We start from the raw sequence: 27,000 nt of genomic DNA on the forward strand, positions 1-27,000 counted from the left end.
GAAGGTGGTGTTTGGAGGGCTGAGGAAATGTCGAAAGCGCCCAACCCTGTTGACAAATATGTCGGCAGTCGCGTGCGTATGCGCCGCATCATGTTGGGCATGAGTCAGGAAAAGCTCGGTGAAGCTTTGGGCCTGACTTTCCAGCAGATTCAGAAGTACGAGAAGGGCACCAACCGGGTCGGCGCGAGCCGCATCCAGCAGATCGCCGAGATTCTGCAGGTGCCGGTGTCATTCCTGTTCGAGGGCGGTCCGAGCGGCGTGCCTGGGCCGGATGGCTTCGCTGAAGGCGCCTCACCCTCTTACGTATCGGATTTTCTCGCGACCTCCGAAGGCCTGGCCCTGACCAAGGCGTTCACGCGAATCACCGATTCGAAGATGCGCCGCTCGATCGTCGATCTCGTCGAGCAGATTGCGGCTCGCGAAGGTCCCGACAAGCGCTGACGCGCCGCCTCAATGGCGAATTGAGACCGCGTCAAATCTGGCCTATGTCGTCATTTGTGGCCGCGCCTTGGCGTGCGTCCGCTTCGATGATGCGATTCAAAGGCAAAGATGCGCCCATGACCGGCTCCAATTGGTTCGATACTCAAACTATTCTCGATGGCATCCGCCGCTGGGTGGAGATCGAGACACCGACGGAAGCGCCTGAACAGGTCAACGAGCTGATCTCCGTGGTCGCGGAGCAATATCGCGATTGGCCCGTCACGCTCGAGCGCGTCGCCGGCACCGATGGCTGCGGTGATCATCTCCTGGCGCGCTCGAATTGGGGCCAGGACCAGCCCGGCATCCTGGTGTTGAGCCACCTCGACACCGTCCATCCCATGGGATTCATCGAGCGCCTGCCGTTCAAGGTCGAAGGCGACATCGCCTACGGTCCCGGCATCTACGACATGAAGGGCGGCGCCTACATCGCCCATCACGCGTTTGGCGCGCTGTGTGCGACAGCCGATCGCTCGCCGCTCGGCATCACGCATCTGTTCACCTCCGACGAGGAGATCGGCAGCCCGACCTCGCGCGCGCTCATCGAGCGGGAAGGACGCAAGGCCAAATACGTGCTGGTGACGGAGCCGGCGCGGGACGGCGGCAAGATCGTCACGGGGCGCAAGGGCGTCGGACGCTTCCGCGTGTCCATCAAGGGCGTGCCGGCGCATGCCGGCTCGCGGCCCGAAGACGGCCGCAGCGCCGTCCGCGAGCTCGCCAACGTCATCCTGGCGCTGGAAGGGATGAACGACCTCGCGCGTGGCGTCTCCGTCAATGTCGGCGTGGTGCGCGGCGGCACGCGCCCCAACGTCACGCCTGAAGACGCCTATGCCGAAGTCGATCTGCGCGTTGTGAGCCTCAAGGACGCAGACGAGTTCGTCGGCAGGATTCTCGCTCTGACCTCGAGGACCGACGGCGTCACCGTCACCGTCACGGGCGAGCTCAACCGCCCGCCTTACGAGAAAAGCAATGCAGGCGCCTCGCTGTACGAGCATGCGAAGACGCTCGCCGGCGAGATCGGCTTCGAGCTGATCGACACCCACACCGGCGGCGGCTCGGACGGCAATTTCACCGCCCCGCATACCGCGACGCTCGACGGGCTCGGCGTCGACGGCAAGGGCGCGCACACCCATTATGAGCAGCTCTATGTCTCCTCGCTCGCGCCGCGCGCGCGGCTGCTCCATCGCCTGTATCAGACGCTGCGATGAGCGAGCGCAGATCAGACCCCGATCGCGAGGACAGCGAGCGCGCCTTCTTTGGGCGCCGCAAGGGCCACAAGCTCAGACAGCACCAGGCCGAGCTGGTCGATCACCTGCTGCCGCATCTAGCGCTCGACATCCAAAGTGAGACGCCGGCAGACGCAAGCGAGATCTTTGGCCCCGAGACCGAAGATGTGCGGCTCGAGATCGGCTTCGGCGGCGGTGAGCATCTCGCGGCCGAGGCACAGAAATTCCCCACGACCGGCCTCATCGGCTGCGAGCCCTATGTCAACGGCATGGCGAAGATCCTCGCGCAGATCGAGGCCGCCAATATCGGCAACATCCGCCTGTTCGCGGGCGATGCCGCCGAGCTGCTGGCCTGGCTGCCCAAGGCATCGCTGTCGCGGATCGACCTGATCCATCCCGACCCCTGGCCGAAACGGCGGCACTGGAAACGGCGCTTCGTCCAGGACAGGACGATCGCCGCGATGGCGCGCGTGCTCAGGAGCGGCGGCGAATTCCGCTTCGTCTGCGATATCGACGATTACTGCGCCTGGACGCTGTCGCACCTTGCGCGTTCACAGGACTTCGTCTGGCTTGCCGAACGCGCCGACGATTTCAGGCAGCCATGGGCGGGCTACACCATGACGCGCTACGGCCGCAAGGCCGCGCGCGAAGGACGCAAGGCGGCTTATTTGCGGTTCAGGCGGGTGTAGACTTTTCGCGCGGTACTTCCGCTGTCGTCATGCCCGGGCTTGTCCCGGCCATGACGAAGACTGTTCGGAATCTCAAATCGTCTGCCGGTTGCGCCAGAAATTCACGACGCGCTCGGCGGTCGTCGGCATCAGGCGCGTGAAGTTGACGCGTGCAGCCTCGATGTCGGCGTCGGCCGGCGTGCGTTGCGGACCGTACCAGAGCAGGATGAGCGCGCGCACCGTGGGCCAGCCCAGATTCAGCACGCGGCCGACGATGAGGATCGGATCGTAGCGGTCGCCGGCGATCAGGCGGTCGAGAACCGAGAGGCGAACGCCGGACATCGCCGACAGCGAGGCGATCGATTCCTCGTATTTGTGCGCCTTGGCAAAGCTGAGCAGCGCGCTCTCGCCGAGATGGCCGTCACGATGCAAGGCGAGCACCGTGCGCTGGGCCGCAGAGAAATCGCGCCGCGGCCCCGGCGGCAGCTTGGCATCCTCGATCGCCGCCATCGCACGCTTGATCTCGACCTGGCGCGCGGGGTTGACCACGCTGGAGAGGCGCCGGCGGATGACGTCGAGCGTGCCGTCGAGAAGCTCTTTCAGGTGCTCACCCGAGAGGTCGTTGCGCTGGCCGATCTTGAGCGTCAGCACGCCGTCCTGCGACGCGCGCTTGATCATCTCGGAATAGCTGCTCGGCGAGAACACCGCACCGGCATTGCCGGCGGCGCGGCGCACCACGTCGCGATCACCGCGCTCGACCAGCACGTCGGTGATCTCGGCCGACAATACCGGGCGCTCCGTCATCGCCAGCAGATGGCCCTGGCCCTTCAGCCGCGCGATCTCGACCAGAGCGGAATCATCGAGCACCGGCGAGCGGCGCAGCACGGGGCCGGCCACCATGATCTCGTTTTCGCGCGCGAGTTGATTGACCAGATGCGGCGGCGCATTGTTCAGGTGCGAGAAGCGCTCGGCGAGGTCGGCGCGCGAGGCAAGCTCCGCATGCGGGACGAGATCGATCAGCAGGTTGTCGAAGAGATCGATCAGCTCGGGACGAAGATTGGCGGAATCCTGGAAGAACAATTCGGAGATGGCGCGCGCGATTTCGCCGCGCCGCCGCGGATCGCCGCGTTTGACGATATCGTCCAGTCCGGGAATGAGCGACGTGGCAACGGTCATGAAACAACTCGATCAGGGCACGCCGCGGGTGCGCCCTTGGTCGAAGCCGCCCCACAATCAGGGAATTTAGCCGCCCGAGGTGAAAGAAGCGTTAGGCCCGGGACGGCGCGAACGACGGCGCGAATCGGGCGTAAAAAGCCTCGTCTGGCCCGCGATGGGCCTTGTCCGGGGGGATCAAAAGCGCTATATCAGCGCCAATTCATCTTCTCATACGATCCGCGTAGTGAGAGTGGGCCCGAAAGGACCCGCTCTTTTTTATTACCTGAACGCGGCTTGGCGGAAGATGCGGCCCGACGTTTGTCGGGAGAGTTCCGAAGCGGGCTTTGGAATCGTAACCAAGCCTTAACCATCGAGCGCCTGACCCTGGACATGACCGAACCGACCCCTGGTTCCACGGATGCCGAATTGCTGGCCGAGCCGAGACTCGTCGTCGAGCCCGGTGTGGCGGCACGGGTGTCCGCGGTCGCAGCACCGGTGCTCGAGGGAATGGGCTACCGCCTGGTGCGGATCCGAATTTCCGGCGAGGCCGGCTGCACCGTGCAGATCATGGCCGAGCGGCCGGACGGCTCGATGCAGCTCGAAGATTGCGAGGCGATCTCCCGTGCGCTGTCGCCCGTGCTCGATGTCGCCGACCCCATCGATCGCGCCTACCGGCTGGAAATCTCCTCGCCGGGGATCGACCGTCCGCTGGTCCGCCGCTCCGATTTCGAGCGCTATTCCGGCCATCTGGTGAAGATCGACATGGCGGTCGCACATGAGGGACGCAAGCGGTTCCGCGGCACGCTCGGTGCCGTCGAAGGCGACCGCGTGCACCTGCGTCGCGACGACGTCAAGGCGGGCGCCGAGGCCGAGGTGCTCCTGACCATGGAGGATATCGGCGAGGCCCGGCTGGTGCTGACCGACGAGTTGATTGCGGAATCGATGCGCCGCGGCAAGGCCGAGGAGCGCCAGATGCGCAGGAATCTCGGACTGGAGCCGCCGGCTGCGCCGCACGCGGAGATCAGCGCGAAGATCACCAAGAACACCAAGCCGAAAAAGAAACCGGCCCCGACCAACACCAAGAAACATCGCCTTGCCGCCGAACGCGCGCGGCGCGGCGACATCGATCCTGACCAAGGAGACTAGCCATGGCAGTCAGCGCCAATCGACTTGAATTGCTCCAGATCGCCGACGCCGTTGCACGCGAGAAATCGATCGACCGCGGCATCGTCATCGCGGCGATGGAGGACGCCATCGCCAAGGCGGCGCGCGCACGTTACGGCAGCGAGACTGACGTTCACGCCGAGATCGACCCGAAGAAGGGCGAGCTGCGGCTGTCGCGCCACATGCTGGTGGTCGAGAAGGTCGAAAACCATTCCAACCAGATCTCGCTGGTGGACGCGCAGCGCGCCAATCCCGGCGCCCAGGTCGGCGACACCATCGCCGACACCCTGCCGCCGCTGGAATATGGCCGCATCGCCGCGCAATCGGCCAAGCAGGTCATCGTGCAGAAGGTGCGCGAGGCCGAGCGCGACCGGCAATACCAAGAATTCAAGGACCGCATCGGCGACATCGTCAACGGCGTCGTCAAGCGCGTCGAATATGGCAGCGTGATTGTCGATCTCGGCCGCGGCGAGGCCATCATCCGCCGCGACGAGATGCTGCCGCGCGAAGTGTTCCGCAACGGCGACCGCGTCCGCGCCTACATCTTCGACGTCCGCCGCGAGACGAGAGGCCCGCAGATCTTCCTCTCGCGCACCCATCCGCAGTTCATGGCAAAGCTGTTCGCGCAGGAAGTGCCGGAGATCTATGACGGCATCGTCGAGATCAAGGCGGTGGCCCGCGATCCGGGCTCGCGCGCCAAAATCGGCGTGATTTCCCGCGATTCCTCGGTCGATCCGGTCGGCGCCTGCGTCGGCATGCGCGGCTCGCGCGTGCAGGCCGTGGTGAATGAATTGCAGGGCGAGAAGATCGACATCATTCCCTGGTCGCCCGACATCGCGACCTTCGTGGTCAACGCGCTGGCGCCGGCCGAAGTGTCCAAGGTCGTCATCGACGAAGATCGCGAGCGCATCGAGGTCGTCGTGCCCGATACCAACAACCAGCTTTCGCTGGCGATCGGCCGCCGCGGCCAGAACGTGCGTCTGGCCTCGCAGCTCACCGGCTGGGATATCGACATCCTGACCGAGCAGGAGGAATCGGAGCGCCGTCAGGCCGGCTTCGAGAACGCCACCCGCGTCTTCATGGAAACGCTCAACGTCGACGAGGTTGTCGGCCAGCTCTTGGCGACCGAAGGCTTCACCGCGGTCGAGGAAGTGGCCATGGTGGATCTCAGGGAACTCGCTAGCATCGAGGGTTTCGACGAAGAGACCGCGCAGGAGCTGCAGAGCCGCGCCCGCGAATATCTCGAACAGCAGGACGCCGAGATCGAGGCCAGGCGCAAGGAGCTCGGTGTCGAGGACGCGGTCAAGGACGTGCCCGGCGTCACCTCCAAGATGCTGGTGAAGTTCGGCGAGAACGACATCAAGACGGTCGAAGACCTCGCCGGCTGCGCCACCGACGATCTGGTCGGCTGGACCGAGCGCAAGGAAGGCGGCGAGCAGACCAAATTCCCGGGTGCCCTCGACGGCATCGATATCTCCCGCGACGATGCTGAAGCGATGATCATGCAGGCCCGCGTCAAGGCCGGCTGGATCACCGAGGCCGATCTCGCCAAGCCCGCTGAAGAGGCCGAGGCGACCGAAGATCAGCCGGCCTGAGGCGTTTTCGGCAAAGTGGAGACCGGCCTTGCGTAAACACACGACTTAGAAGGCGAAGGAGGATGTCGCCCGGATGCTCGCCAATATGGACAGCGAACTCGACAATGGACCGCGGACCGAAAGGTCCGCGACCATGCGGATGTGCGCTGTCAGTCGGCAGGTCCGGCCGATCGACGAGCTGATCCGCTTCGTCATTTCGCCGCAGGGCGACGTCGTTCCAGATCTCAAGCGCAAGCTGCCCGGACGCGGCATGTGGCTGACGGCCTCCCGCGGGGTGGTTGCGGAAGCGGTGCGGCGTCACCAATTTACCAAGGCCTTCAAGCGCGAGCTGCGCATCCCCCAGACGCTTCCTGCCGACATCGAGGCACTCCTGGTTCGGAGCGTGTCGGAAGCCCTTGGGATCGCCGCCAAGGCGGGCCAGGTCGTGGCCGGCTTCGGCAAGGTCGAAAGCGGCCTTCGGGAAGGCACGGTCGAGGTCCTGATCCACGCCAGCGACGGGGCCGCGGACGGAATCCGCAAATTAGACATGCTGGCACGTCAAAATGCCGGAAATCGCGGCTCCAAGCCGCCGATTCCCGTCGTCACCGCACTGAAATCGGTAGAATTGGATTTGGCACTGACCCGGTCAAATGTGATACATGCTGCCCTGCTCGCGGGCCCGGCGAGCAAGTCATTCCTGTCACGTAGCCAGATGCTGGTCCGATACCGGATGGCGGACGATGACAAGACTGCCGAAAAGCACGGCCAGGATTTCTGAGAGACAACGACGACCCGATTGGACGGTGCGGCAACGCACAACACTGATAAATCAGGATTAGGACTGCTGAATGGTTGATACCAAGACCCCTGGCGACAAGAAGCTGAGCGTTCCGAGCAAGACGCTATCGCTCAAGCCGCGCGTCGAAACGGGCACCGTGCGCCAGAGCTTCAGCCATGGCCGCAGCAAGCAGGTCGTGGTCGAGAAGCGCGGCAAGCGCCGTATCGACGGCACGCCCGAGCCGCAGGCTGCCGAGGTGGCGAAGCCCGCACCGGCCGCACCCGCGCCCGCTCCGTCGCGCCCTGCGCCGCCGCGCAACGCCGGCTCCGGCGTGGTGCTGCGCACGCTGACCGAGGACGAACGCTCCGCCCGCGCCAGCGCGCTGGCCGATGCCAAGGTGCGCGAAGTCGAAGAGCGCCGCCAGGCCGAGGAAGAGGCCCAGCGCCGCGCGGTCCGCGAGGCCGCCGAACGCGCCGAGCGCGAGGCCGCCGAATCCCGCCGCAAGGCCGAGGAAGAGCGCCACCGTCACGAGGACGAGGCCAAGCGCAAGGCCGAGACCGAGGCCAAGAAGCGCTTTGGCGAAGGCGAGCAACCCTCCGCTCCGCGCCCCGCAAGTGCGGCCCCGGCCGCTCCTGCGCCGCGTTCCGGCGCGCCCGCTTCACGTCCCGGCACCACGACCACGGCACGCCCGGGAACGACGACGGCTCGCCCCGGAACCAGCACGCAACGGCCGGCTGGCGGACCTTTGGGTCGCGCGCCCGCGGTCGCGGCCGGACCCGACGAGGACGATGGTCCGCGCCAGATCCGTCGTGGTCCCGGCGGCGCCGCACGTCCCGTGGTGGCTCCCAAACCGACCCACAAGCCCGGCCCGCAGAAGGAGCGTGGCCGCCTCACCGTCGTCACGGCGCTCAACGCCGACGAAGTGCGCGAGCGTTCGATCGCCTCGTTCCGCCGCCGCACCCAGCGCCTGAAGGGCCACGCCTCGAACGAGCCCAAGGAAAAGCTCATTCGCGAGGTGACCATTCCGGAAGCGATCACCATCCAGGAGCTCGCCAACCGCATGGCCGAGCGCGCGGTCGACGTCATCCGCATGCTGATGAAGCAGGGCGCGATGCACAAGATCACCGACGTGATCGATGCCGACACCGCGCAGCTGATCGCCGAAGAGCTCGGACACACCGTCAAGCGCGTCGCCGCGTCCGACGTCGAAGAGGGACTGTTCGACGTCACCGACGATTCCACCGACACCGAGACGCGCTCGCCCGTGGTGACCGTGATGGGTCACGTCGACCACGGCAAAACCTCGCTGCTCGATGCGCTCCGTCACGCCAACGTGGTCTCCGGCGAGGCCGGCGGCATCACTCAGCATATCGGCGCCTATCAGGTCACCTCGCCCGAGAGCGGCAAGAAGATCACCTTCATCGACACGCCCGGCCACGCCGCGTTCACCGCGATGCGCGCCCGCGGCGCCAAGGTCACCGACATCGTCGTGTTGGTGGTTGCGGCCGATGACGGCGTGATGCCGCAGACGGTCGAAGCCATCAACCACGCCAAGGCGGCGCGGGTGCCGATCATCGTTGCCATCAACAAGATCGACAAGCCCGACGCCAAGCCCGAGCGCGTGCGCACCGAGCTGCTGCAGCACGAGGTGCAGGTCGAATCGTTCGGCGGCGACGTCGTCGACGTCGAAGTGTCCGCCAAGAACAAGACCAATCTCGACAAGCTGCTCGAGATGATCGCGCTCCAGGCCGACATCCTCGACCTCAAGACCAATTCGGAACGTCCGGCCGAAGGCACCGTGATCGAAGCCAAGCTCGATCGCGGCCGTGGTCCGGTCGCCACCGTGCTGGTCCAGCGCGGCACGCTCCGGGTCGGCGACATCATCGTCGCGGGCGCAGAGATGGGCCGCGTCCGCGCGCTGATCTCTGATCAGGGCGAGACCGTGCAGGAAGCAGGTCCCTCGGTGCCGGTCGAAGTGCTCGGCTTCAACGGTCCGCCGGAAGCCGGCGATCGTCTCGCCGTGGTCGAGAACGAAGCCCGCGCCCGTCAGGTCACGAGCTACCGCGCGCACCAGAAGCGCGAGAACGCGGCTGCCTCGATCTCCGGCATGCGCGGCTCGCTCGAGCAGATGATGTCGCAATTGAAGACGGCGGGCCGCAAGGAATTCCCGCTGATCATCAAGGCCGACGTGCAGGGCTCGCTGGAAGCGATCCTCGGCTCGCTGGAGAAGCTCGGCACCGACGAAGTCGCAGCCCGCATCCTGCATGCCGGCGTCGGCGGCATCTCGGAATCCGACGTGACGCTGGCCGAAGGCTTCAACGCCGCGATCATCGGCTTCTCGGTTCGTGCCAACAAGGAGGCCGCTGCGGCCGCCAAGCGCAACGGCATCGAGATCCGCTACTACAACATCATCTACGATCTCGTGGACGACGTGAAGAAGGCGATGAGCGGCCTGCTCGCGCCGACCTTGCGCGAAACCATGCTCGGCAACGCCTCGATCCTGGAGATCTTCAACATCTCCAAGGTCGGCAAGGTTGCCGGCTGCCGCGTCACCGACGGCACCGTGGAACGCGGCGCCAATGTGCGCCTGATCCGCGACAACGTCGTCGTGCACGAGGGCAAGCTGTCGACGCTGAAGCGCTTCAAGGACGAAGTGAAGGAAGTCCAGTCCGGTCAGGAATGCGGCATGGCCTTCGAGAACTACCACGACATGCGCGCAGGCGACGTCATCGAGTGTTATCGCGTGGAGACGATCCAGCGCTCCCTGTAAGTCCAAATCTTACCGAAGCGTTCGGATCATTTTGAACTGAAATTGCGGGAGTGCGATGGCCGGATTTTTTCCGGCCATCCACCCCTCTTCGTTTCAACAGTACAAATGGCAATGCCCGTGGCTCGAGCGCGGGCATGACGAGGTGATTTTCGAGAATGCCACGCCATCATCAGAAAAAGAGTTCCGCACCCGGCGGAGGCTCGCAACGCCAGTTGCGCGTCGGCGAGCAGGTTCGCCACGCGATGGCCGATATTCTGGCGCAAGGCAATGTGCATGATGCCGACCTCGAAGGTCACATCATCACCGTGCCGGAGGTGCGGATGTCGCCCGACCTGAAGCTCGCGACCGTCTACGTGATGCCGCTCGGTGGCCGCGACACCGGGATCGTCATCGCTGCGCTCGAACGCAACAAGAAGTTCCTGCGCGGCGAAGTCGCGCGGCGCGTTAACCTGAAATTTGCACCCGACCTTCGCTTCCGCGTCGACGAGCGATTCGACGAAGCGGAACGGATCGAGAAGCTTTTGCGAACGCCTGCGGTGCAGAAGGATCTCGAACAGGATTTGGAACAGGATCCGGAGACGGATCGGGAAGAAGAACGATGACGATGGACCCGGCTCACGACACGATCAGCGGCGAACAGGCCGATCAGCGCGACGTGCAGAAAAATAATTTCGCGGACAATAATTTCGCGGACATGGGCGGCAATTCGGAGCCGCATCAGGAGCCGCGCCGCGTCAACAACGATCCGCGCGCCAGGCAGCAGAAGGGCAACCAGGTTCGCCGCGACCGGCGTGACGTCCACGGCTGGGTCGTGCTCGACAAGCCGATCGGCATGACCTCGACGCAGGCGGTCGCAGTGCTCAAGCGCCTGTTCAACGCCAAGCGCGCCGGACATGCCGGCACGCTCGATCCGCTCGCTTCGGGGGGCTTGCCGATCGCGCTCGGTGAGGCCACCAAGACCGTTCCTTTCGTCATGGACGGCCGCAAGCGCTACCAGTTTACGGTGTGCTGGGGTGAGGAGCGCGACACTGACGACATCGAGGGCCGGGCGACCGCGACCTCCGACCAGCGTCCGACCCGGGAGGCCATCCTAGCCCTGCTGCCCCGCTTCACCGGGGTGATCGAGCAGATCCCGCCGCGCTATTCCGCGATCAAGGTCCAGGGCGAGCGCGCCTATGACCTCGCCCGCGACGGCGAAGTCGTGGAGCTGGCTCCCCGCCCGGTCGAGATTCACCATTTAACCCTTTTGGATCAACCGGATAACGACCACGCCGTGTTCGAGGCCGAATGCGGCAAGGGCACCTATGTCCGCGCGCTGGCCCGCGATATGGGCCGGATTCTCGGCACTTACGGCCATATCTGCGCGCTCAGGCGGACCCTGGTCGGCCCATTTGGCGAAAACGACATGATTCCGCTGGATCAGCTGGAGGCTTTGTGCGATAGAGCCGCGTCCGGCGAGGGTAGCCTCGCGGACGCGCTTATGCCCGTTGAGACCGCGCTGGACGACATCCCGGCACTGGCCGTCACTCGGGCTGATGCGGCAAGGCTCCATCGGGGTCAGGCCGTTTTGTTGCGCGGACGGGATGCGCCCACTTGTAGCGGCACAGTCTATGTCACGGTGGCAGGCCGTCTTTTGGCGCTTGCTGAAGTTGGCAATGGCGAAATCATCCCCAAGCGTGTGTTCAACCTGACCGGCCTGACTGCCAGCCCCGGTCGCAACGAGAGAAATTGACGATGTCGATTGCCGCAGAACGCAAAGCGGAAGTCATCAAGACCAATGCCACCAAGGCCGGCGACACCGGCTCGCCCGAGGTTCAGGTCGCGATCCTGTCGGAACGCATCAACAACCTCACCAACCATTTCAAGACCCACGTGAAGGACAACCATTCGCGTCGTGGCCTCTTGAAGCTGGTCTCGACCCGCCGCTCGCTCCTCGACTATCTCAAGAAGAGGGACGAGGCGCGCTACAAGGCGCTGCTCGAGAAGCACAATATTCGTCGTTAAGAGTTCTTGCGCGCGCCCAACGGCGCGCGTTTTCGCGCGTGATTTCGACGAAAGCGTTTGTTTAAAGGTTTTTGATCGAGGCTGCGTGCACGTCGGATGCGGGCCGTTGATGGCCAGCATCCGGGGCATGATGGGCGAAGACCGAAGGTTCGGTGTTCGCATTCGTGCCGACTGACAGTCCAGCAGCAATCCGGCGGCTGGGCACAACGGGCAAGGCGCCCGTATGACCCGAAAGGATGGACGCCATCCGAAATCCGAAAACCATGGCAGGATCGCAGGACGCTGATCACCCGCTCCGATCAGCGTCCCGCAATCTTGCGCATGGTTTTTGTTTTTCGAGAGCCGTCCCCTCTTTCGAGAACCCATGAAAGAAGACCTCTATGTTCAATAAGCATTCAGTCGAGATCGACTGGGGCGGACGCCCTCTCAAGCTCGAAACCGGCAAGATCGCACGCCAGGCCGACGGCGCCGTCGTCGCCACCTACGGCGAGACCGTGGTGCTCGCCACCGTCGTCGCGGCGAAGGCGCCGCGCGAAGGCGTCGACTTCCTGCCGCTGACCGTCGACTACCAGGAAAAGACTTACGCTGCGGGCCGCATTCCCGGTGGCTATTTCAAGCGTGAGGGTCGTCCGACCGAGAAGGAGACGCTGGTCTCCCGCCTGATCGACCGTCCGATCCGCCCGCTGTTCGTCGACGGCTGGCGCAACGAGACTCAGGTGATCGTCACCGTGCTGTCGCACGACATGGAGAACGACCCTGACATCGTCGCGCTGGTGGCCTCGTCCGCCGCGCTGACCCTGTCCGGCGCTCCGTTCAAGGGCCCGATCGGCGCGGCCCGCGTCGGCTTCGCCAATGACGAGTTCATCCTCAACCCGACCCTCGACGAGATGGTCGACACCCAGCTCGACCTGGTCGTCGCCGGCACCGCCGACGCCGTGCTGATGGTGGAATCGGAAGCCAAGGAGCTGAACGAAGACATCATGCTCGGCGCGGTGATGTTCGGTCATCGCCACTTCCAGCCGGTGATCAACGCGATCATCGAGCTTGCCGAGAAGGCCGCCAAGGAGCCGCGCGAAGTCACTGTGATCGACAATGCCGCGCTCGAGAAAGAGATGCTCGGCCTCGTCGAGCAGGAGCTGCGCGCCGCCTACGCCATTCCGGTCAAGCAGGACCGCTACGCCGCGGTCGGCAAGGTCAAGGAAAAGGTGATCGCCCACTACTTCCCCGAAGGGCAGGAACCGAAATACGACAAGCTGCGCATCAGCGCCGTGTTCAAGGAGCTCGAGGCGAAGATCGTTCGCTGGAACATCCTCGACACCGGCAAGCGCATCGACGGTCGCGACAGCAAGACCGTGCGCAACATCGTCGCCGAAGTCGGCGTGCTGCCGCGCGCCCACGGCTCGGCGCTGTTCACCCGCGGCGAAACCCAGGGCCTGGTCGTCACCACGCTCGGCACCGGCGAAGACGAGCAGTACATCGACGCGCTGTCGGGAACGTACAAAGAGACGTTCCTGCTGCACTACAACTTCCCTCCCTACTCGGTCGGTGAGACCGGCCGCCTCGGCGGTACCAAGCGCCGCGAGATCGGCCACGGCAAGCTGGCCTGGCGCGCGATCCACCCGGTGCTGCCGCCGCATCACGAGTTCCCCTACACGATCCGCGTGGTCTCGGAGATCACCGAATCCAACGGCTCCTCGTCGATGGCTTCGGTCTGCGGCGCCTCGCTCGCGCTGATGGACGCAGGCGTGCCGTTGAAGCGGCCGACCGCGGGCATCGCGATGGGCCTGATCCTCGAGGACAAGCGCTTCGCGGTCCTCTCGGACATCCTCGGTGACGAAGACCATCTCGGCGACATGGACTTCAAGGTGGCCGGCACCGAGCAAGGCATCACCTCGCTCCAGATGGACATCAAGATCGAGGGCATCACCGAAGAGATCATGAAGGTGGCGCTCGGCCAGGCCAAGGAAGGCCGTATCCACATCCTCGGCGAGATGGCGAAGGCGCTCACCAACGCCCGCGCCGAGCTCGGCGAATACGCGCCGCGCATCGAGACCTTCAAGATCGCCACCGACAAGATCCGCGAAGTGATCGGCACCGGCGGCAAGGTGATCCGCGAGATCGTCGAGAAGACCGGCGCCAAGGTCAACATCGAGGACGACGGCACCGTGAAGGTCGCCTCCAGCGACGGCGAAGCGATGAAGGCCGCGATCAAGTGGATCAAGTCGATCGCGTCCGATCCGGAAGTCGGCCAGATCTATGACGGCACCGTCGTCAAGGTGATGGAGTTCGGCGCCTTCGTGAACTTCTTCGGCTCCAAGGACGGCCTCGTCCACATCAGCCAGCTCGCGGCCAACCGCGTGCAGAAGACCTCCGACGTCGTCAAGGAAGGCGACAAGGTCAAGGTCAAGCTGCTCGGCTTCGACGACCGCGGCAAGACCCGCCTGTCGATGAAGGTGGTCGACCAGACCACCGGCGAAGACCTCGAAGGCAAGGGCGGCGAGGGCGAGAAGGCCCCGCGCGAAGCCGCCGGCGAGTAAGTCTCACGACATCAGAAACGCGAAGGGCGGCCGAAAGGCCGCCCTTTTTGCTTGTGTTCGCTCCGGGCGATCTGCGCTCCCCCCTCCCGCTTGCGGGAGAGGTTGCACCGACCACGAGGCGAGATCGCCTCACGCCACGATGTCGTAGCGGTCCAGGTTCATCACCTTGGTCCAGGCCTTGGCGAAGTCAGCCACGAACTTCTCCTTCGCATCCGAGGTCGCGTAGACTTCCGCGTAGGCACGGAGCTGCGAGTGCGCGCCGAAGATCAGGTCGACACGCGTGCCGGTCCACTTCACCGCGTTGGTCTTGCGGTCGCGGGCCTCGTAGCTGCCGTCAGCCGCCGGCGTCCACTGCGTGCTCATGTCGAGCAGGTTGACGAAGAAGTCGTTGCTGAACGTACCCACCTTCGCGGTGAAGACGCCGTGCTTCGACCCGTTCGCATTGGCGCCGAGCACACGCAGTCCGCCGACCAGTGCCGTCATCTCGGGGCCGGTCAGCCTCAGGAGCTGCGCACGATCGACCAGCGCCTCTTCCTGCTGCATGAACTGATGCCGCTTGCCGACATAGTTGCGGAAGCCATCAGCCCGCGGCTCGAGCGGTGCAAAGGACGCCGCGTCGGTCTGCTCCTGCGAAGCATCCATGCGGCCCGGCGTGAACGCAACCTTGACGTCGACGCCGGCATCCTTCGCGGCCTTCTCGACCGCGGCGGTGCCGCCGAGGACGATGAGGTCCGCGAGCGAGACCTTCTTCGCGCCTGACGAGGCGTTGAAGTCCTTCTGGATCGCTTCGAGCTTGCCGAGCACCTTGCTGAGCTGCGCCGGCTCGTTCACCTCCCAGTCCTTCTGCGGGGCAAGGCGAATGCGCGCGCCGTTGGCGCCGCCGCGCTTGTCCGAGCCGCGGAACGTCGAGGCCGACGCCCAGGCGGTCGAGACCAGCTCGGACACCGAAAGCCCCGAAGCCAGGATCTTGCTCTTCAGCGCAGCGATGTCCTGATCGCTGGCCAGCTCGTGGTTCACGGCCGGAATCGGATCCTGCCAGATCAGCGTCTCCTTCGGCACCAGCGGGCCGAGATAGCGCTGGATCGGACCCATGTCGCGATGGGTGAGCTTGAACCAGGCGCGGGCAAAGGCGTCAGCGAACTGAGCCGGGTTCTCCAGGAAGCGGCGCGAGATCTTCTCATAGGCCGGATCGAAGCGCAGCGAGAGGTCGGTCGTCAGCATCGTCGGCCGATGCTTCTTCGACTTGTCGAAGGCATCGGGAATGATCGCGTCGGCACCCTTGGCCGTCCATTGCTGCGCGCCGCCCGGGCTCTTGGTCAGCTCCCATTGGAAATTGAACAGGTTCTCGAAGAAGTTGTTGCTCCACTTCGTCGGCGTCGTCGTCCAGGTGACTTCGAGGCCGCTGGTGATGGCGTCGCCCGAGTGACCCGAGGCGTGCTTGCTCTTCCAGCCGAGGCCCTGATCCTCCAGAGCGCCCGCTTCCGGCTCCGGTCCAACCAGCGAAGGGTCGCCCGCGCCGTGGGTCTTGCCGAAGCTGTGGCCGCCGGCGATCAGCGCGACGGTCTCCTCGTCGTTCATCGCCATGCGGGCGAAGGTCTCGCGGATGTCCTTGGCCGCGGCGACCGGGTCCGGTTTGCCGTTGGGACCTTCCGGATTGACGTAGATGAGGCCCATCTGCACCGCGCCGAGCGGCTCGGCGAGCTGGCGTTCGCCGCTGTAGCGCTCATCGCCGAGCCAGGTGCCCTCGGGGCCCCAATACAGCTCTTCCGGCTCCCACACGTCAACGCGGCCGCCGGCAAAACCGAAGGTCTTGAAGCCCATCGATTCCAGCGCGACGTTGCCGGCGAGAACCATCAGATCGGCCCAGGAAATCTTGCGGCCGTATTTCTGCTTGATCGGCCACAGCAGGCGGCGCGCCTTGTCGAGATTGGCGTTGTCGGGCCAGCTGTTGAGCGGCGCAAAGCGCTGCTGTCCGGCGCCGGCGCCGCCGCGACCGTCGGTGGTGCGGTAGGTGCCCGCGCTGTGCCAGGCCATGCGGATCATCAGGCCACCGTAATGACCGAAATCGGCCGGCCACCATTCCTGCGAATCCGTCATCAGGGCGGTCAGGTCCTTGATCACGGCGTTCAGGTCGAGCGTCTTGAATTCCTTGGCATAGTCGAAGCCTTGGCCCATCGGATCGGACTTGTCGGAATTCTTGTGCAGCACCTCGATATCGAGCTGCGTCGGCCACCAGTCGCGGTTCACGCGCGTGGGTTTTCCGCCCGAAAACGGGCACTTCGAAGTGTCGTCCATGAATACCTCCTCTGGTGGCGTCGAACTCGCGCCTTTGACCAGGTAGAACCACTCTAGGCGCCGCGTTCGATCAGGGGAAGTTGACTTTAGTGATCGCTGCAATAAGAATTCCTGATGCTCAACGTGACCCTGCGCCAACTCCGGTATTTCGATGCGCTGGCGCGTCACGGCCATTTCGGCCGCGCGGCCGAGTCCTGCTCGATCTCGCAACCGGCCTTGTCGATGCAGATCAAGGAGTTGGAGGAGGCGCTGGGCGGGCTGCTGCTGGAGCGCAGCGCGCGCCAGGTGGCGCTGACCCGATTCGGCGAGGAGCTCGCACAGCGCGTCCGCGACATTTTGCGCTCGGTCGATGAGCTCGGCGATTTCGCCCGCGCCTCGCAGGATCACTTCTCGGGCCGCTTACGCATCGGCATGATCCCGACCATCGCGCCTTATCTGCTGCCCACGATCACCAAGAATCTCACGCGCATGCATCCGGAGCTCGACATCCGCGTCCGCGAGACCATGACGCCGCGGCTGATCCAGGAGCTGGTGGAGGGACGGCTCGACACCGCCATCGTGGCGCTGCCGGTGTCGGAGCCTTCGCTGACCGAGGTTGCGCTGTTCGAGGAGAAATTCCTGCTGGTCCGGCCCAGCACGGATGAGGGCACACCGGCGCCGTCGCGCGAGAGGATGCGCGAGATGCGGCTGTTGCTGCTCGAGGAAGGCCACTGCTTCCGCGATCAGGCGCTGTCGTTCTGCAACATGCAGTCGGCGCCGCCGCGCGAGATGCTGGATGCCAATTCGCTGTCGACGCTTGTGCAGATGGTCAGCGCCGGCATTGGCGTGACGCTGATCCCGGAAATGGCAGTGCCTGTGGAGACGCGATCGGCCTCGGTCTCGCTGGCACGCTTCCGCGACCCGCAGCCGTCCCGCACCATCGGCATGGTCTGGCGCAAGACCAGCCCGCTGGCCCGGCAGCTGCTGCAGATCTCCGAAGTGGTGTGCCTGTCGGCCGGCAAGGCACGCCCGCGTTCGGCCGCGCGCGATCATCGCAGCTGAGCGCCAGATGTCGCATCCCGTCATTCGTCCCGCCCGCGCAAACGAATACGATGAGGTCGGCCGCGTCTGGATGGAGAGCTGGGTCTCGACCGGCCTCGGCGAGGCCAGCGACTTCCTGCTCGCCAACCTGCGCGCGCGCATCCGGCGCGAGATCGCGGACGGCTGGAGCCTGTTCGTTGCCGACGATCGCGGCACGATCGCCGCCATGCTGGCGCTGCATGTGCCGAAGCGTTATCTCGACATGCTGTTCGTCGCGCCCGCCTATCAGGGCCAATCGCTCGGACGAAAGTTGCTCGCCTTCACCCGCACGCAAATGCCGGATGAGATGCACCTGCGCTGCGTCCGCGAGAACGAAAAAGCCTGGCGCTGGTACGAGCGCGAAGGATTTGTGTTCGAGAAGCAAGAGATCGAGCCGTCGAACGGCTTCATGATGAAGTACTATCGGTGGAAGCGGCCCATCGGGTAGGCACCGAACTCCGAGCGCAGCTTGCGGTTGTCGCCTTGACAACCTAGTGTGACGCGTCCGCTGTCACGTTGCGTCTGATCCCACTTGGAATCCATGTTTCGACCTGCTGTCCCAGTGCTCGTCCTGCTGTCCCTTCTGGGTCCGGCAGAGGCACATACTACGCCTGCAACCAGTGCTCCCGCCGCTCAGTCCGCGCCACAGGCGAAGCCGGCTCCCAAGAAAGCGGCCGCGAAGCCGAAGGCAGCAGCCAAGCCTGCGGACCCGGCGACGGCCGGTCCTTGCGGCGTCGGCGTGATTGCGGGGACCGGCGACATCTTCGTCGTCCAGAAGATCGGCCTGACCGTGTTCGGCAACGACTATGCAGAAGTCCCGGTGTCCTGGGGCCTCGACGATCTCGTCTTTGCGCGGGCGCGGGCCGCGGCAGGCAACACGCCGGTACGACGTATCAGCTACGCCAAGGGCGCGCTCGATTCCTACTATCACCCCAAATCCGGCCTGTTCCGTAATCAGCGCCAGGAGTTGTCGAACCTGATCCGACAGGTCGCGGGCAATGCCGGTTGCGAGCGTTATCTCGTCATCATGCGCAGCGAAGGACAGCTCGACGGGACCAATCAGTCGCTCAGCGGCATCGGCATCTTCAGCCGGGGTGTCGGTCTCATCTCCTACGCCTACGTCTTCGCCTCTATCGGCGTGACATGGATCGACGGCCGCACCTTCGAAGTCATGAAAGGTCCGGCCGTGACGTTCGAAGGTGTCATGAAGCATATGGCGGACAACTTCACGTCGAACGAACTGTTACAGAAGGTGGACAAGTCCATGTTTCCGGAGGCGGCCACGGACTCCGCCAGCAACACCGCCCTGCGCGACACCACGCGCGACTTTCTGACAAAGCGGCTCGACAAGATCTTGCCGCCGTATTTCGCGCAGTGAAGCGAGCACGATGTGACCATCAATCTTCTCGCCGTTGTCGCAATGGTCTCATATGCGCTGGTGTCCCCAAGCGGCGGACAGGTGCAATCGGCGCCAAAGCCGGAGCCGGTAAGACCGGCTGCAAAGAAGCCGGCTGTCGCTCCACGTGCCACCGCAGAAGCGGGCCCGTGCCACGTCGGCGTGATCCCGATCGCAGGCGACCTGTTCATGGTCGAGAAATTCGGTCCTCTGAAGTTTCTCGACAAGTACACGCGCACGTCGGTCGCGGCGTGGGCGCTCGACGACCTCGTCGTCTCCCGCGTTCGTGCTGCTGCACTTGGCATTTCCGTACGCAGGGTTCCTTACACCCCCGAGGAGCTCAGGTCCGGGGGCCGACAAAAGCAGAATCCGTGGTTCTATCGGGCCGAAGCCGACGTGAAGGGCTTTGTTCAATTTCTAGCGCCAAAGATCCGCTGTGATCGTTACCTCGTCGTCCACCGGCACGGCGGAACGCAGCGCGAATACGGTATCGGCATCTCGCAATACCCCTATGGCGGACCCGTGCATCTCTTCGCCATGATGCTCATCCGAATCTACGACGGCCGGACTTTCGAGCTGATCAAGGAGGCGCCGGCCTTGATGACCGAGGACACCTATATCGAGCGCATGACGCATAATTTTCTCGGCGGGCCCTCGATGAAGCTGGATCCTGCGATGTTTCCGGAAAAGCCTGCGGAAGTGGTCAACAATACTGTGCTGCGCGCCGGTGTGCGGACGATGCTGATAAAGAGCCTCGACAAGACGCTTCCGGCCCTGTTGCAACGTCCGACATCGCCTTCGTCGCGTTGACCAAGATATCGCTCGCAAAACTCTCCTTGCCTCTAGGCGTAGTGCGTTGCGAATGCGCTGCAAACGCGCCATGAATTGCGCGCCACCCGCCCCTTGCCGATGGAAGGTTCCGCGCCATGATCAAGCTCTATTGGTCGCCCCGCTCGCGCTCGTTCACGACGCTTTGGCTGATGGAGGAGAGCGGCTTGCCCTATGAGCGCGTGCTGACCGACATCTCGACCGGCGCGCAGAAGGCGCCGGACTATCTGAAGATCAACCCAATGGGCAAGGTGCCGGCGCTGACCGACGGCGATGCCGCGCTCGGCGAAGCCGCCGCGATCTGCGCCTACATCGCCGACCGCTATCCCGAGACCAAGCTTGCGCCGGGGGTGACCGATCCACGCCGCGCGCGCTATCTGCAATGGCTGTTCTTTTCGCCGGGCTGCATCGAGCCCGCCATCATCCAGATCTTCACTAAGATCGAGATTCCGACCTCGACCGCGGCCTGGGGCAGCGCCACGCAGGTGTTCGACGTGCTGGAAGCTGCGCTCGCCAAGGGACCGTGGATTCTCGGCGAGGATTTTTCGGCCGCCGACGTCACGATCGGCTCGGGCCTGAATTTCGCGGTGCGCCAGTTCAAGATGGTACCGACGCGTCCCGCCTTCGACGCCTATCTGGCGCGCTGCACCGCGCGGCCGGCGTTCCAGCGCGCGGAGAAGATCGCGGCGGGGTGAGACGGCGCGCTTACAATTTGATCTTGAGGACGGCGAGCCCGGACTGCTCCAGCAGTCCGGAGGACGTCATCGCAACACCGTAGCGGATGCCGAGATCGAACCCCTTGCCGTCCGCCGCGACGAGGCCCAGCGCGGTCGAGTAGATCCAGGGCGACAACGCAAGACCATTGGTAATGAAGCTCTCGCCACCGCCGGCAAACGCCGATTTGATCTGCAATCCCTGGTTCAACGTGTTGTAGCCGACGCCGACATCGCCGGTGAGATAGACCTGCTTCGCGATCCGGTATGCGCTCTTCAGCCCCGCCGTCACTGTCAGCTCGCGATAGGTTTGTGAATCCACATGGAGACTGAAGCCGCCCGCGCCGCCTTCCTGATAGGCGGGCGAGCGCACGTGCCCATAGTCCAGCCGCAATGACGGGGCGATCGCAAGTCCGGGCTCGATCGGAATCAGCTTGCGAATGCCGGCGCCCGCATGACCGCTATAGGAGCGATAGCCGGCGCCAGCCATGCCGTTGATGAAAGTCAGCGAACGGCTCTCGCTGCTGTCATTCAGCGCGCCGTCGAGCTGGCCATCGAGTTGAATGCCATGGCCGAGGGCGTAGGCCCCGTAGAGACCCGCCTGATAGGAATCGATGGCGAGCCGGTTCGGGACGGCATCGTCGCTGCCGGTGATGGCTTGATGCGAATAGGCGAGCACGCCGCCGAGCATCGCGCGCGGCGAGATCGTCGCGTCGGCACCGAGGGCCATGCCGCCGCCGGTCGCGTTATAACCGGGTACGCCGTCGACGCTTGCCTGCCGAATGCTGCCGCCGAGCGGCTTCATCCAAAGATTCCGTTCAGCCGCAACGCCCGTATTCAGCCCGAGCACATCGTCCAGTCGCCCCGTCATCGCCTGCTGGAACACGCGCTGCGTGGCGTAGGTCGCCTGCGATGCCGCGCCCGTTATAACCGGCAAGGTCTGGTTGACCGCGTTGACGAGACCGGATCCGTTGAGATTGTCGAGCGCAGTGAAGCCGGTTGCCATGCTGCCGCTCCAGCCGAGCGATGTCGCCGACAGGCGATACAGCATGCCGGCCGCACCCAATCCCGCGCGGCTATTCTGGGCCTGAAGCGTCTCGGCATAGGGGCGCACCAGGGAGAGATAGGCGTGGCCGCCGGTCGGATTGCCCGAGAGATCGTAGGTGCTGACGAGCATCTGCGCGCCCGAGGCGTCGCCGCTGGCGGAGCCATAGAGGCTGGCGAGCGTGCCGCGCGAGAGCGTGTTGAAGAGCACGTTGCCCTCCGGTGTCACGGATCCCAGCAGCGTGAAGTTGGCCGCATTGCTGCCCGCCGGCGCGACGCCCGCGCCCCAGAAATATCCGTTCTGGTAATTCGTGATGACGAAGCGGCCGGGCGCGGAGGTGCCGAACAACGAATTGCTGGTGATCCGCCATGGCGTGCCTGAGGTCCACGCCCATTGCGGGACCGAGTTGGCGGGAACGGGCTGCGAAGCCGGCGGCGTGAACGTCGCGGGATCGTAGGGCAGCATATAGGCCCAATGCGTCACCAGCAGGCTGTCGCCCGTGATCATCTGCATTTCCATCGCGGTCACGCCGTTGATGGTTCTCATATGACCGAGGCCGACCGTCACCGCGCCGCCCGATGTCGGCGTGAACTGCATCGTGATCTGGCCCGCGGTCGTGACGAAGCCCTGGATGGTCGAGGTGTCGGTCAGCAGCGCCGGCCCAAGCTTGAGCTGCGCCACGCTCGCTCCCGTGAACGAGCCGTTGGTCGCGGTCGCCAGCGACCACAGGGTCTGGTCGCCGATCGGAATCGGATTGGAGAAGCCGGTCTTGGGCGCGGCATAGGCCAGCAGCTGCGCCGTCGGGACGTACCAATTCGTGTTGGAGAGGGTCGTGTCCCAGATCGTGGATTGTGCCAGCGCGTGCGAGCCACCGCAAAGCAGCATCGCGCCGGCAACGGACGCCAGCGCGCTCGCGCGACACATCGCATGCAGCCTTATCGCATGCCGCCTTGGCACGATCACCCCTCCCGAACCGCAGGGAAAACGACCCTGAGGCGCCACCGGGGAGCAGCAAGCATAATTCTGTGGGCGAGTCAGCCCCATGATCGTGGGGCGCGAAGCTACTCCGGGGACTTCAAATCGTCCGGCCGCGGCATCAGCACGATGTTGTAGCCGGAATCGACATAGTGGATCTCGCCGGTGACGCCGCCGGAGAGATCCGACAAGAGATACAGCGCCGAACCGCCGAGCTCATCGAGCGTGACGCCGCGGCGGAGCGGCGAATGCTTCTGCATGAAGGCGAACATCGCGCGCGCCTCGCCGATGCCGGAGCCGGCGAGCGTACGGATCGGACCTGCGGAGATCGCGTTGACGCGGATGCCGCGCGGTCCGAAATCCGAGGCGAGATAACGCACCGAGGCTTCCAGCGCAGCCTTGGCGACGCCCATCACGTTGTAGTTCGGCATCGCTCGCTCCGAAGCGCCGAAGGTCAGCGTGATCATGCTGCCACCCTCATTCATCAGCTCGGCGGCGCGCTTTGCGACCTCCGTGAAGGAGAAGCAGGAGATCACCATGGTGCGCGAGAAATTCTCGCGGCTGGTGTCGGCGTAGCGGCCTTTCAGCTCGTTCTTGTCGGCGAAGCCGATCGCGTGGATGACGAAGTCGAGCTTGCCCCATTTTTCGCGAAGCGCCGCGAAGGTGGCATCGACGCTGGCGATGTCCTCGACGTCGCAAGGCAGCACCAGATCGACACCAAGCTGCTCGGCCAGCGGCTTGACGCGCTTGCCGAGGGCCTCGCCCTGGAAGGTGAAGGCAAGCTCGGCACCGTGCGCATGCAACGTCTTCGCCATGCCCCAGGCGATCGAATGATCATTGGCGATGCCCATGATCAGACCGCGCTTGCCCTTCATCAAACCTTCCATCTCAAGACCACCTTCCGCTTTCGTCATGCCCGGGCTTGTCCCGGCCATCCACGCCCTTCGGAGCCTGAGGCCAAGACGTGGATGGCCGGGACGAGCCCGGCCATTGACGAGAAAATCAACGGTGCACCAACAAGGACGTCACACATCCATCCGGCTGAACACCAGCGTGGCGTTGGTGCCGCCGAAGCCGAAGGAGTTCGACAGCACGGTGCCGATTTTGACGTTGTCGATGCGCTTGCGCACGATCGGCATGTCGGCGAACACAGGATCGAGCTCCTGGATATGGGCGCTCTCGCAGATGAAGCCGTTGTTCATCATCAGCAGCGAGTAGATCGCCTCCTGCACGCCGGTGGCCCCCAGCGAATGGCCGGTCAGCGCCTTGGTCGCCGAGATCGGCGGGCACTTCTCGCCGGCGCCGAACACCCGACGCAGCGCGTCGATCTCCGGCGGATCGCCGGCCGGCGTCGAGGTCGCGTGCGGATTGATGTAGTCCACCTTGGTCTTCACCGTCGACATCGCCATGCGCATGCAGCGCTCGGCGCCTTCACCCGATGGCGCGACCATGTCGTAGCCGTCCGAGGTTGCGCCATAGCCGACGATCTCGCCGTAAATGCGCGCGCCACGCGCCTTGGCATGCTCGAGCTCTTCCAGCACGAGGACTCCCGCGCCACCGGCGATGACGAAGCCGTCGCGGTTGACGTCGTAGGGACGCGAGGCCGTGGCAGGCGTGTCGTTGTATTTCGAGGACATCGCGCCCATGGCGTCGAACAGCACGGACAGCGACCAGTCCAGCTCCTCGCAGCCGCCGGCGAAGATGACGTCCTGCTTGCCGATCTGGATCGTCTCATAGGCATTGCCGACGCAATGGTTCGACGTCGCGCAGGCCGAGGAGATCGAGTAGTTCACGCCCTTGATCTTGAACCAGGTCGCGAGCGTCGCGGAGGCCGTGGACGACATCGCCTTCGGCACCGCAAACGGTCCGACGCGCTTCGGCCCCTTGGTGCGGGTGATGTCGGCGGATTCGACGATGGTGCGGGCGGACGGACCGCCGGAGCCCATGATGATGCCGGTGCGGATGTTGGAGACTTCGTCAGGCGACAGACCGGAGTCCTGGATCGCCTGCTCCATCGCGACGTGATTCCACGCCGCGCCCTGACCGAGGAAACGCATGGCGCGGCGGTCGACCACAGTCGCGGGATCGAGCGACGGCGCGCCTTGCACCTGCGAACGAAAGCCGAGCTCGGCATATTTCTCAGCCCGAGAAATGCCCGACTTCGCCTCGTGAAGGCTCGCAAGCACTTCCTGGGTGTTGTTTCCGATCGACGAGACGATGCCCATCCCGGTGACCACAACCCGCCTCATGACAGCCTCGCCCTGCTCGTTATCTTCTCGTTCTCTTCGTGGTGAATGCGCGTTAGCCCAGGCTCGTGCCCTGCTTGAACAGGCCGACCTTCAGGTCCTTGGCGCGATAAATAATCTGGTCGTCGACCGAAAGCCACCCGTCGGCAATACCGAGCACCAGCTTTGAACGCATCACGCGTTTGATATCGACGTTGTACACAACCTTGCGTGCCTCGGGCAGCACCTGGCCGCTGAACTTCAGCTCGTTCAGGCCGAGCGCGCGACCACGACCTTCGCCCCCGGTCCAGCCCAGGTAGAAGCCGACCATCTGCCACAGCGCGTCGAGGCCGAGGCAGCCGGGCATCACCGGATCGTTCTTGAAATGGCAGCCGAAGAACCAGAGGTCGGGCTTCACGTCGAGCTCGGCGCGCACCAGCCCCTTGCCGAACTCGCCGCCATTGTCGTTGATCTCGGTGATGCGATCGAACATCAGCATCGGCGGCAGCGGCAGCTGGGCATTGCCCGGACCGAACATCTCGCCGCGGGCACAGGCCAGCAGATCTTCGTATTCGTAACCGTTGCGCCTGTTCAGCATGGACGAGCCTCTGTTTGAATTCCGGTTGAGCGGCGTTTTTTGGCGAAAATGGGCCCCGTCTCGGTCGGAGAGCAACGCCAATTGCCACCGTCAGGCGCAGCTCCCGCATGCCCCGGATGGACTGCCGGCCGGGCCTCCATGCCCGGCTGCGCCAAAATCGGCTAAGCGGAACCGCGGGCTCTCTAACACAGGCCATTTCCGGTGGCAAAGTGCATCCATGAAGGTAAAATGACGCGATGTCGGCCCGGTTCCAAGATTGATGAGAACCTTCAAGGCTGATTAGAACCTCTCTAGTTGCGAGAAACTTGCATCTGCATCTTTCTGTTCTTATATTGCAGAGAGATATTTGTTCACGCGTGCCCGAAATCTGGAAATGAGCGAGAATACTGCGCCCCATCACGACGACGACGTCCACGCTGCGGCCCTCTTGTCCGGCCGTCAGCCGGCTTTGACCGGCTGTCCCTGGCACGACGTCAACGAAATGCTCCAGTCCGCCGGGCTCCGTCCGACGCGCCAGCGCATGGCGCTCGGCTGGTTATTGTTCGGCAAGGGTGCACGCCACCTGACGGCTGAAATGCTCTACGAGGAAGCGACCCTGGCTAAGGTCCCGGTGTCGCTGGCCACCGTCTATAACACGCTGAACCAGCTCACCGATGCCGGTCTGCTCCGGCAGGTCAGCGTCGACGGCACCAAGACCTATTTCGACACCAATGTCACCACCCACCACCACTACTACCTCGAGAACAGCCATGAGCTGGTCGACATCGAGGATCCGCATCTGGCGCTGTCCAAGATGCCGGAGGTGCCCGAGGGCTACGAGATCGCGCGCATCGACATGGTCGTGCGCCTGCGCAAGAAGCGCTGAGATCGGTCCGAACTGCTGAATTCGTCGTCATGGCCGGGCTTGTCCCGGCCATCGCCGTTTTGCGCGGTCATTCCGGGACGGTGCGGAGTACCGACCCCGGAATGACGCTTCGCGTCAATTCACCTGCTCGTCCGAGTAGACGCCCCAGAGGCGCTCCTGCTGGATCCAGCCGTCGAAGCCGTTGCCGGTGACGCGGCACCAGTTTGCAGTGCACTTCTTCACCTGCGTGACGACGCCGGCCTGGAGCTTTGCTGCAACCGCGCTGTCGAGATCGGCGCGATCGTAGATCGGGGCGAGATCGTCCTTGTGCTTCATGGTGACCACCGCGGTGCGGCGGCCCGACAGCAGCGAATGATAGACCCAGCCCTCGGCGCCCTCGGAATCGCGCACCCGGCGCCAATTCTCGAACTCGGCGGTAATTTCGACCGGCAGGCCGGCACGGGTGTAGACCCAGGCCACGTCATTGTCCTTGGTCGGACCGGCGCGAACATTGACGTGATCCGACTTGAGGCTGACGTAACGCGGCACCGGCAGGCCGCTGGTGGTCTGCGGGGTATTATCCTTGGCCGAATGCGAGGGACCGACCGAGGCGCTCCACCAGGTGCAAACGAGCGCCATCACCGAACAAAAACGCCCCAACGCCATCAA

Annotated in this window: 24 protein-coding genes; 17 read left to right on the top strand and 7 right to left on the bottom strand. The window is 64.5% G+C overall.

The annotated features are described in order from the left end of the window. Positions 1 to 27: 27 nt before the first annotated feature. The 3 genes from XH83_RS00200 (at position 28) to trmB (ending at position 2,392) form a co-directional block, all read left to right on the top strand. Positions 28 to 441 (top strand): helix-turn-helix domain-containing protein, encoded by a 414-nt coding sequence (locus XH83_RS00200; RefSeq protein ID WP_028139513.1) that lies wholly within the window; start codon positions 28 to 30, stop codon positions 439 to 441. 86 nt (positions 442 to 527) lie between these two features. Continuing rightward, positions 528 to 1,685 (top strand): M20 family metallopeptidase, encoded by a 1,158-nt coding sequence (locus tag XH83_RS00205; RefSeq protein WP_194405134.1) that lies wholly within the window; start codon positions 528 to 530, stop codon positions 1,683 to 1,685. Continuing rightward, positions 1,682 to 2,392 (top strand): tRNA (guanosine(46)-N7)-methyltransferase TrmB, encoded by a 711-nt coding sequence (gene trmB, locus XH83_RS00210; RefSeq protein WP_194405135.1) that lies wholly within the window; start codon positions 1,682 to 1,684, stop codon positions 2,390 to 2,392. Before XH83_RS00205 ends, trmB begins: the two co-directional genes overlap by 4 nt. A 72-nt stretch (positions 2,393 to 2,464) precedes the next feature. On the opposite strand, the gene XH83_RS00215 is transcribed toward trmB, so the two are convergent. Then, positions 2,465 to 3,547, bottom strand: coding sequence for a DUF2336 domain-containing protein (locus tag XH83_RS00215; RefSeq protein ID WP_194405136.1), 1,083 nt, complete (start codon positions 3,545 to 3,547; stop codon positions 2,465 to 2,467). Positions 3,548 to 3,916: 369 nt separating this feature from the next. Here XH83_RS00215 and rimP point away from each other — a divergent pair, with 369 nt between their 5' ends. The 8 genes from rimP to pnp all read left to right on the top strand — a co-directional run bounded on the left by rimP (position 3,917) and on the right by pnp (position 14,353). Beyond that, on the top strand, positions 3,917 to 4,672 hold the full coding sequence (gene rimP / locus XH83_RS00220) for a ribosome maturation factor RimP (RefSeq protein WP_194405137.1): 756 nt from the start codon (positions 3,917 to 3,919) through the stop codon (positions 4,670 to 4,672). Positions 4,673 to 4,674: 2 nt separating this feature from the next. Continuing rightward, positions 4,675 to 6,285 (top strand): transcription termination factor NusA, encoded by a 1,611-nt coding sequence (gene nusA / locus XH83_RS00225; protein ID WP_194405138.1) that lies wholly within the window; start codon positions 4,675 to 4,677, stop codon positions 6,283 to 6,285. A gap of 73 nt (positions 6,286 to 6,358) precedes the next feature. Beyond that, positions 6,359 to 7,042, top strand: coding sequence for an RNA-binding protein (locus tag XH83_RS00230; RefSeq protein WP_194405139.1), 684 nt, complete (start codon positions 6,359 to 6,361; stop codon positions 7,040 to 7,042). A 70-nt stretch (positions 7,043 to 7,112) separates the two neighbouring features. Next, positions 7,113 to 9,812 carry a translation initiation factor IF-2 gene (gene infB / locus XH83_RS00235; protein ID WP_194405140.1) on the top strand — a complete coding sequence of 900 codons (2,700 nt, stop codon included), beginning with the start codon at positions 7,113 to 7,115 and terminating at the stop codon, positions 9,810 to 9,812. A gap of 155 nt (positions 9,813 to 9,967) precedes the next feature. Next, entirely contained in the window at positions 9,968 to 10,414 is a 447-nt protein-coding gene (gene rbfA, locus XH83_RS00240) for a 30S ribosome-binding factor RbfA (protein ID WP_194405141.1), read from the top strand. Beyond that, positions 10,411 to 11,544: a tRNA pseudouridine(55) synthase TruB gene (gene truB / locus XH83_RS00245; RefSeq protein WP_194405142.1), complete on the top strand. Its 1,134-nt coding sequence runs from the start codon at positions 10,411 to 10,413 to the stop codon at positions 11,542 to 11,544. The genes rbfA and truB overlap by 4 nt, the downstream gene beginning before the upstream one ends. Before the next feature lie 2 nt (positions 11,545 to 11,546). Further along, a complete protein-coding gene (rpsO, locus tag XH83_RS00250; protein WP_018644188.1) occupies positions 11,547 to 11,816 on the top strand; it encodes a 30S ribosomal protein S15 in 270 nt (89 codons plus the stop codon). 380 nt (positions 11,817 to 12,196) lie between these two features. Then, positions 12,197 to 14,353: a polyribonucleotide nucleotidyltransferase gene (gene pnp / locus XH83_RS00255; RefSeq protein WP_194405143.1), complete on the top strand. Its 2,157-nt coding sequence runs from the start codon at positions 12,197 to 12,199 to the stop codon at positions 14,351 to 14,353. Positions 14,354 to 14,482: 129 nt separating this feature from the next. On the opposite strand, the gene katG is transcribed toward pnp, so the two are convergent. Next, positions 14,483 to 16,648, bottom strand: coding sequence for a catalase/peroxidase HPI (gene katG, locus XH83_RS00260; RefSeq protein ID WP_194405144.1), 2,166 nt, complete (start codon positions 16,646 to 16,648; stop codon positions 14,483 to 14,485). 114 nt (positions 16,649 to 16,762) lie between these two features. Between katG and XH83_RS00265 the strand changes: the two genes are divergently transcribed. The 5 genes from XH83_RS00265 (at position 16,763) to XH83_RS00285 (ending at position 20,626) form a co-directional block, all read left to right on the top strand. Continuing rightward, positions 16,763 to 17,689: a hydrogen peroxide-inducible genes activator gene (locus XH83_RS00265; RefSeq protein WP_194405145.1), complete on the top strand. Its 927-nt coding sequence runs from the start codon at positions 16,763 to 16,765 to the stop codon at positions 17,687 to 17,689. Positions 17,690 to 17,696: 7 nt separating this feature from the next. Next, complete coding sequence (locus XH83_RS00270; RefSeq protein ID WP_194405146.1) at positions 17,697 to 18,155, top strand: GNAT family N-acetyltransferase; 459 nt, start codon at positions 17,697 to 17,699, stop codon at positions 18,153 to 18,155. Positions 18,156 to 18,446: 291 nt separating this feature from the next. Continuing rightward, the gene (locus tag XH83_RS00275) at positions 18,447 to 19,085 is read left to right on the top strand and encodes a hypothetical protein (protein ID WP_246776384.1); all 639 of its coding nucleotides are present in this window, start codon (positions 18,447 to 18,449) and stop codon (positions 19,083 to 19,085) included. 12 nt (positions 19,086 to 19,097) lie between these two features. Continuing rightward, entirely contained in the window at positions 19,098 to 19,913 is an 816-nt protein-coding gene (locus XH83_RS00280) for a hypothetical protein (protein ID WP_194405148.1), read from the top strand. A gap of 116 nt (positions 19,914 to 20,029) precedes the next feature. Further along, positions 20,030 to 20,626: a glutathione S-transferase family protein gene (locus XH83_RS00285; protein WP_194405149.1), complete on the top strand. Its 597-nt coding sequence runs from the start codon at positions 20,030 to 20,032 to the stop codon at positions 20,624 to 20,626. Positions 20,627 to 20,636: 10 nt separating this feature from the next. Here XH83_RS00285 and XH83_RS00290 read toward each other — a convergent pair whose 3' ends face one another. From XH83_RS00290 to fabA, 4 genes are all read right to left on the bottom strand, one after another. Beyond that, positions 20,637 to 22,613, bottom strand: a complete 1,977-nt coding sequence (locus XH83_RS00290; protein WP_194405150.1) for an autotransporter outer membrane beta-barrel domain-containing protein — start codon at positions 22,611 to 22,613, stop codon at positions 20,637 to 20,639. A 137-nt stretch (positions 22,614 to 22,750) separates the two neighbouring features. After that, positions 22,751 to 23,551 carry an enoyl-ACP reductase FabI gene (gene fabI, locus XH83_RS00295; protein WP_194408112.1) on the bottom strand — a complete coding sequence of 267 codons (801 nt, stop codon included), beginning with the start codon at positions 23,549 to 23,551 and terminating at the stop codon, positions 22,751 to 22,753. Positions 23,552 to 23,689: 138 nt separating this feature from the next. Then, positions 23,690 to 24,913: a beta-ketoacyl-ACP synthase I gene (gene fabB, locus XH83_RS00300; protein ID WP_194405151.1), complete on the bottom strand. Its 1,224-nt coding sequence runs from the start codon at positions 24,911 to 24,913 to the stop codon at positions 23,690 to 23,692. A gap of 52 nt (positions 24,914 to 24,965) precedes the next feature. Further along, positions 24,966 to 25,487, bottom strand: coding sequence for a bifunctional 3-hydroxydecanoyl-ACP dehydratase/trans-2-decenoyl-ACP isomerase (fabA, locus tag XH83_RS00305; RefSeq protein WP_092289360.1), 522 nt, complete (start codon positions 25,485 to 25,487; stop codon positions 24,966 to 24,968). 373 nt (positions 25,488 to 25,860) lie between these two features. On the opposite strand from fabA, the gene irrA reads away from it, so the two are divergent. Further along, a complete protein-coding gene (gene irrA / locus XH83_RS00310; RefSeq protein WP_008131763.1) occupies positions 25,861 to 26,352 on the top strand; it encodes an iron response transcriptional regulator IrrA in 492 nt (163 codons plus the stop codon). A 114-nt stretch (positions 26,353 to 26,466) separates the two neighbouring features. Here the strand turns inward: irrA and XH83_RS00315 are convergent, their stop codons facing one another. Further along, complete coding sequence (locus XH83_RS00315; RefSeq protein WP_194405152.1) at positions 26,467 to 26,997, bottom strand: SH3 domain-containing protein; 531 nt, start codon at positions 26,995 to 26,997, stop codon at positions 26,467 to 26,469. Positions 26,998 to 27,000 lie beyond the last annotated feature (3 nt).

It is taken from the genome of Bradyrhizobium sp. CCBAU 53351 (genome assembly GCF_015291745.1).
Classification (GTDB): Bacteria; Pseudomonadota; Alphaproteobacteria; order Rhizobiales; family Xanthobacteraceae; genus Bradyrhizobium.